This window comes from Bradyrhizobium sp. JR4.3 (assembly GCF_040547695.1).
Taxonomy (GTDB): Bacteria; Pseudomonadota; Alphaproteobacteria; order Rhizobiales; family Xanthobacteraceae; genus Bradyrhizobium; species Bradyrhizobium canariense.
The window spans coordinates 41821-52274 of sequence record NZ_JBEPQF010000046.1; the positions used below are offsets into that span (position 1 = coordinate 41821).

The 10454-nt window shown below is 60.9% G+C and carries 10 protein-coding genes and 2 pseudogenes; 9 read left to right on the forward strand and 3 right to left on the reverse strand.

The features are described 5' to 3' along the window. Positions 1-137 precede the first annotated feature (137 nt). A complete protein-coding gene (locus ABIB91_RS37650; protein WP_354171904.1) occupies positions 138-1409 on the reverse strand; it encodes an extracellular solute-binding protein in 1272 nt (423 codons plus the stop codon). 356 nt (positions 1410-1765) lie between these two features. On the opposite strand from ABIB91_RS37650, the gene ABIB91_RS37655 reads away from it, so the two are divergent. The 8 genes and pseudogenes from ABIB91_RS37655 to ABIB91_RS37690 all read left to right on the forward strand — a co-directional run bounded on the left by ABIB91_RS37655 (position 1766) and on the right by ABIB91_RS37690 (position 8309). Then, on the forward strand, positions 1766-2935 hold the full coding sequence (locus tag ABIB91_RS37655) for an alpha-D-ribose 1-methylphosphonate 5-triphosphate diphosphatase (protein WP_354171902.1): 1170 nt from the start codon (positions 1766-1768) through the stop codon (positions 2933-2935). A 15-nt stretch (positions 2936-2950) separates the two neighbouring features. After that, entirely contained in the window at positions 2951-3424 is a 474-nt protein-coding gene (gene phnG, locus ABIB91_RS37660; RefSeq protein ID WP_354129473.1) for a phosphonate C-P lyase system protein PhnG, read from the forward strand. Beyond that, a complete protein-coding gene (gene phnH / locus ABIB91_RS37665; protein ID WP_354171900.1) occupies positions 3414-4010 on the forward strand; it encodes a phosphonate C-P lyase system protein PhnH in 597 nt (198 codons plus the stop codon). The genes phnG and phnH overlap by 11 nt, the downstream gene beginning before the upstream one ends. Beyond that, the gene (locus ABIB91_RS37670; protein ID WP_354171898.1) at positions 4007-5200 is read left to right on the forward strand and encodes a carbon-phosphorus lyase complex subunit; all 1194 of its coding nucleotides are present in this window, start codon (positions 4007-4009) and stop codon (positions 5198-5200) included. The genes phnH and ABIB91_RS37670 overlap by 4 nt, the downstream gene beginning before the upstream one ends. A gap of 49 nt (positions 5201-5249) precedes the next feature. Next, entirely contained in the window at positions 5250-6056 is an 807-nt protein-coding gene (locus ABIB91_RS37675; protein WP_354171948.1) for an alpha-D-ribose 1-methylphosphonate 5-phosphate C-P-lyase PhnJ, read from the forward strand. Further along, the gene (phnK, locus tag ABIB91_RS37680) at positions 6053-6832 is read left to right on the forward strand and encodes a phosphonate C-P lyase system protein PhnK (protein WP_354171896.1); all 780 of its coding nucleotides are present in this window, start codon (positions 6053-6055) and stop codon (positions 6830-6832) included. The genes ABIB91_RS37675 and phnK overlap by 4 nt, the downstream gene beginning before the upstream one ends. A gap of 13 nt (positions 6833-6845) precedes the next feature. Then, positions 6846-7580 (forward strand): phosphonate C-P lyase system protein PhnL, encoded by a 735-nt coding sequence (gene phnL, locus ABIB91_RS37685; RefSeq protein ID WP_354129477.1) that lies wholly within the window; start codon positions 6846-6848, stop codon positions 7578-7580. A gap of 253 nt (positions 7581-7833) precedes the next feature. Further along, positions 7834-8309: pseudogene (locus tag ABIB91_RS37690) on the forward strand (DUF1045 domain-containing protein). A 346-nt stretch (positions 8310-8655) separates the two neighbouring features. Here ABIB91_RS37690 and trbK-alt read toward each other — a convergent pair. Then, on the reverse strand, positions 8656-9195 hold the full coding sequence (gene trbK-alt / locus ABIB91_RS41855; RefSeq protein ID WP_502917076.1) for a putative entry exclusion protein TrbK-alt: 540 nt from the start codon (positions 9193-9195) through the stop codon (positions 8656-8658). Here trbK-alt and ABIB91_RS37705 point away from each other — a divergent pair. After that, a pseudogene (locus ABIB91_RS37705) lies at positions 9143-9328 on the forward strand (transposase); the annotation flags it as partial. The gene trbK-alt and the pseudogene ABIB91_RS37705 sit on opposite strands and share 53 nt — an antisense overlap. Before the next feature lie 301 nt (positions 9329-9629). Here ABIB91_RS37705 and ABIB91_RS37710 read toward each other — a convergent pair. After that, positions 9630-10004 (reverse strand): DUF4189 domain-containing protein, encoded by a 375-nt coding sequence (locus ABIB91_RS37710; RefSeq protein WP_279682194.1) that lies wholly within the window; start codon positions 10002-10004, stop codon positions 9630-9632. Positions 10005-10454: the final 450 nt, after the last annotated feature.

The window sequence follows — 10454 nt, forward strand, 5'->3', positions numbered from 1 at the left end:
GCGAGAATGAATTCCTCTCGTCACCGTCGAGCGCAGGAGAATTTGCTCTGATGAAGATTTTGGGAAACAGCGACGAGCTTCCGAAGAATGATTGATCGCTCTCCGCACCCGTAATGGCGCCGAACCAAACAGAAACTTCAACGCTTCGGCAAGAGCTTTTGGACATCGCGGACCATGTCGACGAGCGCGCCGTCCGGTGTCTGTTTCAGCGTCACGACACTTTGCAGGTGATCTCGAATGACGGCGGTGATGCGGGGCCCGTTGTCGCCGGGATAGACATTCACGCTCTTTATCCGGGCGAGCCCGGCAAGGCCAGCGAGGGCGTTCGGTTTCGATTTGTAATAGTCGCTAAGGTATTTCGGGTCCCTGACCGCAATCGAGTTGACCGGCGTCAATCCGGTCTTCGATACCATCAGCGTTTGCGCCTCCGCGCCGAGAGCGAATTTCAGGTATTCCCACGCCGCTCGCTGTTTCGCTGGATCGCGAGTCATGATCGCCAGTCCGCTGCCACCCGAGGGCATCCTGCCGCCGGCAGCCGAGTGCGGGAACGGACCGGTGCGGATGTCGCGCGTAGATCCAAGGTTGGCGGTCAATTGTTCCAGGCGCGAACTGGAGGCGACATAAATGCCGATTTTGCCCGAGGCAAAGGCTTGGCGCGCCTGTTCGGTGGTCATGTCGACCATGCCAGTCTCACCGAAGCGGCGCATCAACTGCAAGGCGGCCTGCCCGGCAGCGCCGTCGAAGGCGATCTTTCCGTCGGGTGTGAACACGTCGCCACCATGGCTATATACCAGCGCGTGGAACGACCAATTGTAACTGTCGGGATAATACTCAAAGAAGATCGGAACAAGTGTAGGGATCGACGTGCGGATGTTGTCGGCGAGCGACAGGATATCGTCCCAAGAAAGATCCAAGTTTGAGAGATTCAAACGCACTTTACGAATGACGTCCATGTTGTAGTAAACAACGCTCGTCGATACTGATTCCGGAAGGGCGGTCGTCTTGCCTTTCCATTGCGTCGCGGCGAGCGCCTCTGGCCTCACACCGACCGCGGCCCATAGCGGGTCAGCGGCAAGAAAGCTGTCGAGTGGTACGAGCAGTCCTCGCTCAGCAAGGACCGGCATATCCGGATAGCAAAGCGAGGCAACGACGTCTGGCAGATCCCCGGTGACCGCCGCCCTCAATAGTTGCTGCAACAGGGCCGGACAGTCGGCGGCGTTGGCTTCCGTGACGATTCGTATGTCGGGGTTCTGTTGCATGAACCGCTCGACAATCGGCTGGCGGAAGAGGCCGTCGCGGGCCGGAAAGGCATAGCCCACCCTCAGTGTGACCGGATCGGCATGGGCTGCGGTCACCCCGATAAAGGCGGCAGCGATGGCTAGTATTACTGAAAACATCATTTTCATCATGACAACCTGCCTTGAAGCGGAGACGGTTCATGCCGGAGCCGAATAGGCGTGCCCGGAACGGCAATGTGCTCGACATGCTCCGACTAAGCGGGCCAGATGAAGCTGAATTGACAGAATAGGAATCACATCGCCACTTGTACCTTCGGAAAGAACCATCCGGGACCTTACTGCTCATTCACGTTGGCGACGAAACCGAAGTGGCCTGGTCGAACGTTTTTTGGGACAGCGCCTTTCGATTGAGGACATTGTACAATTCCATCAAAGTCACACGATTTGTCATCGCGCTGTCTCTCACTGCGCCTTTGACTGCTGATAGAACTCAAGCGGGTTTAAAAGCAAGAAAGAGGCGTCCTCTGATGGGTCAATCGATCGGTACGCTAAGTCAAGTTCCACAAACTATTCATCAATCCCGCGAGGTTGTCCTGACCAACGCCAAGATCGTGACCCGGTCGACCTGTTTCAAAGGAACGGTCCAGATCGTTGACGGCGCGATAGCTGATATTTCGACAGCCAATACCACTGCGTGGGGCGCCCTCGACTTTGAAGGCGATCATCTGCTGCCCGGTTTGATTGACGTCCATACCGACCACCTCGAAAAGCAGATTCTCCCGCGCGCCGGCATGACTTGGGACCCCTTGGGGGCGGCGATTGCTCATGACGTTCAGGTCTGCGCGGCTGGGACGACCACTGTGTTCGATTCCGTGATCGTTGGAGCGGTGGGCAACCCGGAGCGACGGCGCCTGCTGCCTCTGATGCTCAAGGGGCTTGGGGAGGCGCGCCGTCACGGCCTGCTTAGGGCTGACCACGCGCTTCACCTGCGCTGCGACGCCCGCGAGCACGACCTCATTGAACTTTTCCTTGAATATGCCGACCAGCCCGAACTTCGATTCGTGACCATCATGGATGACGGGCCGCGGCGGGACCCGGAGCGCTTCCGCCATCTAGAACGTCGCAAAAATACGCCGGCGGCGGAGATCGAGGCAGCGATTGCCGCCGTCGCGACCACAGAGGACTGCACGGAAGAAAATCGGCGTCGCCTCGTCGCACACTGTCGCGCGCGCGGTGTACCTTTCGCTAGCCACGATGACACCACTCTTGCCCATATCACGGAAGCGGTCGGATACGGTCTCGTCATTTCCGAATTTCCAATTACTCTGGAGGCGGCGAAAGCCGCCCGCACCGCGGGCATGACGATCATCGTTGGGGGACCGAACCTCGTCGCCGGCCGGTCACATATTGGGAACGTCTCGGTGCGGGAGCTCGCGCAGGACGGCCTCATTGACATCATCTGCTCAGATTACATCCCTGCCAGCATTCTGCGCGGCATTTGGTACTTAGCGAGCCAATCCGGGGGGCTAACGCTTCCTGAGGCCGTTGCACTTGGAAGCAAGCAACCAGCGGAAACCTTCGGCCTTCTCGATCGCGGCGAGATCGCTGTGGGCAAGCGCGCCGACCTCATCCGCGTAGCCGACCGAGCCGGTCCTGTCGTCCGAGGGGTCTGGACGGCCGGACGTCAAGCGCTGTGAGTTGATCCGAGACAAATGAATATCTCAGTGACGCACCATCAATATAGCCGCCAAAACTGGATGACGTTGCTTGCCAAAGCACCGATTGCAGAACTGGACCGTCACTGGGCGGCGGTCGCTCGGCCAAAATTCCAGTGGATACGGCGTCCCGAATGTGGTGCAGCGATGCTGCGGGGGGCCGTCGGGCGCACCGGCACTGTGTTCAATATCGGCGAGGCGACTGTGACGCGCTGTACGCTCCAGATCGAGACTGGCGAGATTGGCATTGGCTACGTGCTCGGCCGCAACAAGCGCCACGCGGCACTCGCCGCCGTGTTCGATGGACTGATGCAGCGCGACCAAGCTACCGGGGCGGGCGAGATCGGCCCGATCATTGCCGCGATTGATCGCTGCGTGCGCCAAGCAGAGCGGGCGATCCGACGCGAGGCCCAACGGAGCAAGGTCGATTTCTTCATGCTGGGCCAGGGAGACATGGCGAATGACGGCTGATCTGATCCCGCCTGCATTCCGCGATCCCGTTCACGATGCGCAGTCAGCTTTCCGCCGACTGCTGACAGCGCTGTCGCGGCCCGGCACACCGGTTTCGTTTCCCGGCCCCGCCCAGCCGCCTCGGCCGATGAGCGGGCCGATCGCCGCTATCGCGCTGACGCTCATCGACCCCGATTGTTCGATCTGGCTCGACCCGGCGCTCTCGCGGGATTCGGTGCGGCGCTATCTCCATTTCCATACAAACGCGCCACAAGTCAGTGATCCGAGAATTGCGACCTGTGCGCTGATCGGCGATGTTGGCCGGATGCCGGGATTGGGCAGCTTCCATCCGGGTGTGGCTACCTATCCTGACCGTTCGACGACGCTTCTGCTGCAAGTGCCTTCGCTCGCCGGCGGGCCGGTCGTCCGTCTTTCCGGGCCCGGAATCGAGACCACGACCAGCTTCGCGCCTCGTGGCCTGCCGGACTGGTTTTGGCCGTCCTGGCGCGAGAATGCCGCTCGCTATCCGCTCGGCGTCGACATATTCCTCACCGACGACCTCGCCGTTGTCGGCCTGCCGCGCTCCACAAAAGCCGAGGAACCATGATCACCTCGATCAAGGGTGGCGAAGCCGCCATCGCTGCTTCGCACCGTCTCCTCGCCAAGCGCCGCCGTGGCAATCCGGCGATTGCCGACCTCGGCGTCGACCAGATCCGCGAGCAATTGTCACTCGCCGTCGACCGAGTCATGAGCGAGGGCTCGCTCTACGACCCGGACTTGGCGGCGCTGGCGATCAAGCAGTCCGAGGGCGACCTCACCGAGGCGGTCTACCTGTTGCGCGCTTTCCGGACCACGCTCACCCGGTTCGGCTACGCCGAACCGGTCGACCCCGCGGCGATGGTGGTACGCCGACGCATCGCGACAACCCACAAGGACGTGCCGGGCGGCCAACTCCTCGGGCCGACTTATGACTATACCCACCGCATCCTTGATATCGCTCTTTTGGGAGCAAGCAGCGACGATCTCTCCGATCTCGCCGGCGACGGCGAAAGTCGGTATGAAAAGGAAACCGAAGATGACGCTGCAGAGCCGGGGCACGATTCAGCGGCTCACGCTTTGACAAAGGATTGCGGCGTCCTCGCGCTGGCCGATATCGTCGAGGACGTCCGGCCTGACGGGCAGTCGAAGGTTGCCGACATCACCCGCGATCCACTGGTGTTTCCCTCCACACGGGACCAGCGGCTGCAGAGCTTGGCCCGCGGTGATGAGGGCTTCCTGATGGGCCTCTGCTATTCGACGATGCGCGGCTATGGGCGTAACCATCCGTTCGTTGCCGAACTACGCTCCGGTGACGTTGGGATTGTCCTGACCATTCCTGAGCTCAACATACCTGTTGGCATTGGGACGATCTGCCTCACCGAATGTCAAACCGTGCATCTGACGACCAGCGACGGTGCGCTGCCGCCTCGTTACACGCGCGGTTACGGCCTCGTCTTTGGCCATAGTGAACGCAAAGCGCTCTCGATGGCCATCCTCGACAGGTCGCTGCGGTCCGCCGAACTGGGTGAGACGGCTACTTACCCGGGACAAGACGACGAATTTGTCCTCTCTCATTGCGATAGCGTGGCGGCATCCGGGTTGGTGCAGCACCTGAAGCTGCCCCACTACGTCGATTTCCAAGCCGAGATGCAGCTGCTCGGCCAGATGCGCGCGGACTATGCGGAACGACATGCAAGCCCCAGTCTAAAACCCACACCCGGGCCAGGTATGATCACGGAGGCACTCGGTGGAGACTGACTTCACATTCGACGACAGCGGCGTCTACAGTTTTGCTTATCTCGACGAGATGACGAAACGAATGATTCGGCGTGCGATCCTGAAGGCGGTGGCCGTGCCGGGCTACCAAGTGCCTTTCGGCAGCCGTGAAATGCCACTTCCTCCGGGGTGGGGCACTGGCGGACTCCAGGTTACCGCGAGCATTCTTGGCCGGGACGATGTGCTAAAGGTAATTGATCAAGGCGCGGACGACACCACCAACGCCGTCTCGATTCGCCGCTTCTTCGCCCATGTCGCCGATGTTGCTACGACCGAGCGTACTGGGGACGCAACGGTGATTCAGACGCGTCATCGCATTCCTGAGCGGCCGCTTACTGAGGACCAGATCATCGTCTTCCAGGTGCCGCAGCCCGAAGCGTTGCGGCGATTCATTCCGCATGAGGCCGTCGCGCGGAAAATCCACGCTTTCGGCCGCTACGGCATTATGTATGTTCGGCTGTATGAAGATATTTCTCGGCTTGGCCACGTTGCGATGTCGGCTGATTATCCGGTTATGGTGAATGGACGCTATCTCGCCTCGCCATCGCCGATCCCGAAATTCGACAATCCGAAGCTTCACCGCAGCCGCGCGCTGGCCCTCTTCGGCGCGGGCCGGGAGCGGCGTATCCATGCGATCCCACCTTTCACCGATGTCAAAAGTCTCGATTTTGCTGACCATCCTTTCACAGTGCAACACTTCGAGGCGTGCTGCTCACTTTGCGGCGCGCAGGACAGCTATCTCGACGAGATCCTCCTCGATGATCGCGGCACCCGGGCCTTTGTTTGCTCGGACACCGCCTATTGCGCCGAGCGGCGCGACGAAAGGACCGCATCATGAAACCGAAGGTGAGGGAAATTCTTCGGGTGAAGCACCTGTCCAAGACCTTTGGGCGCGTTCCGGCTTGCAGCGCGGTATCGTTCTCGCTGCGTCAGGGCGAGGTTCTCGGCATTGTCGGAGAGAGCGGCTCGGGCAAGTCGACGCTGCTCCGCTGTCTTGCGGGCTGCATCGAGCCGGATGATGGCAAAGTGCTGATTGCCTCCGATGACCACGTCGTCGATCTCTGGGCGATGGACGAAGCCTCGCGCGAGCAATTCCTGCCAACGACGATTTCACTCATTCACCAGAACCCGCGCGACGGATTGCGCATTGATATCAGCGCCGGCGGCAATATCGCAGAGCCTCTGATGGCCGCCGGCGGCCGCCACTACGGCTCCTTACGCGCGACGGCACTGGAATGGCTTGATAAGGTCGATATCGAGGGTCGGCGCATCGACGACCTGCCCGAAATCTTCTCCGGCGGCATGCAGCAGCGGCTGCAGATCGCCCGGGGACTCGCTACCCACCCTCGCCTCGTGCTGATGGACGAGCCGACCGGTGGCCTCGATGTCTCGGTCCAGGCAAAGCTCCTTGACCTGCTGCGCAGCCTTGTCCGCGAACTTGGTATCGCCGTCGTTGTCGTCACTCACGATATCGGCGTTGCGCGTCTGCTCGCTGATCGGTTGATGGTGATGCAGTGCGGTCGAGTGATCGAGGAGGGACTCACCGACCAAGTGCTCGATGATCCTCACCACCCATATACGCAACTGCTCGTCTCCTCCATCCTGCAGGTCTAAGGAAAGGCCGGTCATGACCATCCTCCTCAGCGTCGGCGGCCTTTGCAAGACCTTCACGCTTCATACTCAGGGCGGCGCAGAGATCGCCGTTTTCGACGACGTCTCACTCGAGGTCCGCGCAGGAGAGTGCGTCTGCCTACACGGGCCGTCCGGGGCGGGCAAGTCGACGTTGCTGCGCTCGTTGTATGCCAATTACAAGCCGGACGCCGGGCACGTCGTCGTGCAACACGGAGACGACTCCATCGACCTCGTCGACGCCGAGCCTTGGGAAGTGATCGAGGTGCGGCGCCGCACAATCGGCTATGTCAGCCAATTCCTACGCGTCATCCCCCGCGTCGCCACCATTGACATCGTCACCGAGCCAGCGATCGCCATTGGTATTCCAGCAGATGCATCACATGCCAAGGCGGAGGCGCTGCTTGCCCGCCTCAACATCACCAAGCGGCTCTGGTCGCTGGCGCCCGCCACCTTCTCGGGGGGCGAACAGCAGCGCGTCAACATCGCACGAGGCTTCATGGTCAACTACCCGGTCCTGCTTCTCGATGAGCCGACAGCCTCGCTCGACGGCGCCAACCGCCAGAGTGTGGTCGAGCTGATCAACGAGGCTAAGGCCCGTGGAGCCGCCATTGTCGGCATTTTCCATGATGAGGAAGTGCGCGAGGCTGTGGCCGACCGCCTGTTCAAAGTGGGCCAGTCGTCCGTTTGTAAGTCTCGGCGCAACGTGACAGCAGTGGAACCTGTCGCATAATGCCCGAACCGTCCTCGCCCCACTAGGCGATCTACTACACACCGGCTCCGGAACACCCGCTGACGGTAACAGCGAGAACGTGGCTTGGGCGCGACGCCTTTGCGGATGCTCGCCCGTGGCGTCGGCTGGACTCGAGGCTGCTACTACGAACCAAATTCGCGGTGCTCTTACCACTGCGCTCCGCCGCTCCGGCTTCCACGCGACGCTCAAGGCGCCGTTCCAGCTGAAGGAGGGGTATTCCGTCGAGGAATTGGTGCGGTCGCTCCGCGTTCGTGACAGCTTGGCCTTCATGCCGATCGGTCCTCCGAAAATCGATCTGCTGGGTGGCGTCTTTGCGCTAATTCCTGTGAACCCGACTTCCACGTTGCAGGGCGTTGCCTCTTGCATCGTCGAAGAGTTCGACTGTTTCGAGCGCCGGCGAGTCCGGACGAGTTTCAACGATGTTTGTGCGGTCCGCTTGACGACATCGAGACCACTAATCTGGTGCGATGGGGCTACCCGTACGTTTTCGATCACTTCCGCTTCCACATGACCCTGACCGATTTCGTTCTCGCCGAGGGCCAGCCTGAAGTGCGGCGGGAGTTGGATACGGTCTTCGGGACCTTGCTCTCCGAAGACTACAGCATCAATGCTCTTTCCCTCTTTGTTCAGATACATTCGGGCGCGGACTTTGTCGTCCGGTCGCAATCTACCTTGAGGAGCCGCAGCCTCCTCAAGGAGGCGGTATGAGATCATGACCTCCGCCGGGCGCCGGGGTCGAGCATGGCTGTGCGGCGAGCACGACAGAAGCGCCTGCTCGATCGTCGGCTGGCCACCGCCACAGGTGGTGGTGAACTGCGAGACAGTCCGGTGCCGATGCCGACGGCACCGCCAGAATGAAGAAGGCGATCACGACCAGGAGCCAGGACACCATCAGCACCGCAACTGCAAAGAAGCTGGCGAAGCCCATCATCTGGCTTGCGGTGTCCAGCAGTGGGTGCCGCGCGTCGAGACCGACCTGCGCGAGCCGGCCGGGCCCCAGGAAATCGGCTGTCAGATGGAGGAGCCGCCGGCCTTCAGGCCAAGGCCGGCGAAGCTATTGAACATGACGCCCGAGAAGGTGTTGAGGGCGAAGAGTCCGATGTAGAGTGTTTTCTTCACCAGCCGCTGCAGGATGTCTTCGTCTGCGCCCCAGGCCCAGAACAGGCCGGCCAAGGTGATGTCGACGACGATCAGTGTCGAGGCGAGATAGGTGACTTCGCCTTTGATCAGGCCGAAGCCTGAATCGATATAGGTGGTGAAGGTGTTGAGGAAGGTGTCGATGACGCCGACGTTGTTCATCGCTTGTCTCCTTCCGCAGCATTCGTCGTCGACGGTGTGGCCGGCGCGGCCTGTAGCGGCACGGGCCGCGCCGGCCTGCCGAAGAAGGCGCGCGGTTCTCCTCCGCCTGGCAGTGCGGATCTTCGGCATCCTGGGGGCCAAGCGCGCGGCAGCGGCGCAGCTCGGCCGAGAGATCGTCGGGCGTGGAGACAGCAGGAGCGTCGGATCTAGGTTGTGGCGCGGGACTGCGATGGATGGCGGACACCCACTTCCGCCTGCCGCCGGCACACCGCAAGCACATGAAGTCAACCAACATGCTGGAGCGGCTCAACGAGGAGATCAGGCGACGCACCTATGTGGTGCGTATCTTCCCAATGGCGAGAGCGGTCTACGGCTCGTCCGTGCGTTGACCGTCGAATCGTGAGCCTTGGCTCGATGACCGTCGCTAGCTGAACATGGATATGTTGAAGGACCACAAGAAGGAGGCCCTACGCCAGGCGGCCTGACAATGCTCGGGCCTACCAAAGGGATGGACGCCACCCCTCTCCGCCGCCGTCGCTCGCCCGCTGCGCTTCTGGGTGAGGCGAGCGACGGCGGCTCGGAGGGGATGGCTCGGCCGGATCCCATGATCGATTTTACTGAACTTGACGCAAAGAAATCTCTTCAGTCGCGGGGTTCGGCTGAATATGTCTGCTGCGAATTTGGGTACGCCTGACCTCCTTCCTTAGGCCCCTGGCTTACTGATGGGCCTTAGTGGCAAACCCTGGCCCGCAGCTTGCAGTCCTCGTCGCCGGTCTCATTGCATCTGGCCACCGCGCCTTGCTGCGATAGCTCCTCTTCAAATTCACCAAATGGGTGGGACCACCACGCACGTCCCAGCGCGCGTCCATTGCCTATGGCAACGGCGGCGCAAGCGTTGTTTTCGTAAGCTTCGATTTGGCAATCCGAGCCGCCGTTGCGGCGACAGTCGAGCAGGGCCCATCGTTTAGCGCCCCTTTGTGATCTACACCCGTGCGAGACACCGACCACGTCATCTGGTTTAGAGTACGCGATGGCCCCGGAGCCGGCGAACGCGGTAGTGTTTGAAATGAACAGCGCGAGGACGCCGATTGTTAGTTTACGCATTCACTTTCTCCATTTGGATTTGAGCATCGCACCGATTGGCGCCTATTGCCCTACGGCGAGATACAGCAAGGGCCGTGCCAGCGCTCCTCGCGCGCACTAAGCGCCTGATTGTGCTTTGAAACAGTTCGCGATACGCAAACGGCGCACGGTGTTTTGAATCTCACAGCTTTGTGCACCGCCGTCAGAAAGCGGACAAGGATCGAGGGGCTGACGCATCCGGACCTTGCCCCACGGACTTGATCCGGGTTGAAGGCAATTCCTTTTTGGCAATGCGCGCGGCACCCTGGGAGACTTGCGGTGGGCTACCGCCAACAGCTGCAAGAGGATTTCACGGTCTCGCCCCGCTTACAGCAAACTAGCACTACTTTGGCACTTTTGTTTTAGCGATTCCTACGAGGAGCCTTTCACAATGGGAGCATCGCAGGGGTGGAGGGCGTTCGAAGAGATCGA

Bases quoted from the DNA above. Each gene is read 5' to 3' on its own strand.
- ABIB91_RS37650 (WP_354171904.1), bottom strand. From the start codon at position 1,409: ATGATGAAAATGATGTTTTCAGTAATACTAGCCATCGCTGCCGCCTTT.
- trbK-alt (WP_502917076.1), bottom strand. From the start codon at position 9,195: ATGTTGGTTGACTTCATGTGCTTGCGGTGTGCCGGCGGCAGGCGGAAG.
- phnK (WP_354171896.1), top strand. From the start codon at position 6,053: ATGAAACCGAAGGTGAGGGAAATTCTTCGGGTGAAGCACCTGTCCAAG.
- phnL (WP_354129477.1), top strand. From the start codon at position 6,846: ATGACCATCCTCCTCAGCGTCGGCGGCCTTTGCAAGACCTTCACGCTT.
- phnG (WP_354129473.1), top strand. From the start codon at position 2,951: ATGAATATCTCAGTGACGCACCATCAATATAGCCGCCAAAACTGGATG.
- ABIB91_RS37675 (WP_354171948.1), top strand. From the start codon at position 5,250: ATGACGAAACGAATGATTCGGCGTGCGATCCTGAAGGCGGTGGCCGTG.
- ABIB91_RS37670 (WP_354171898.1), top strand. From the start codon at position 4,007: ATGATCACCTCGATCAAGGGTGGCGAAGCCGCCATCGCTGCTTCGCAC.
- ABIB91_RS37655 (WP_354171902.1), top strand. From the start codon at position 1,766: ATGGGTCAATCGATCGGTACGCTAAGTCAAGTTCCACAAACTATTCAT.
- ABIB91_RS37710 (WP_279682194.1), bottom strand. From the start codon at position 10,004: ATGCGTAAACTAACAATCGGCGTCCTCGCGCTGTTCATTTCAAACACT.
- phnH (WP_354171900.1), top strand. From the start codon at position 3,414: ATGACGGCTGATCTGATCCCGCCTGCATTCCGCGATCCCGTTCACGAT.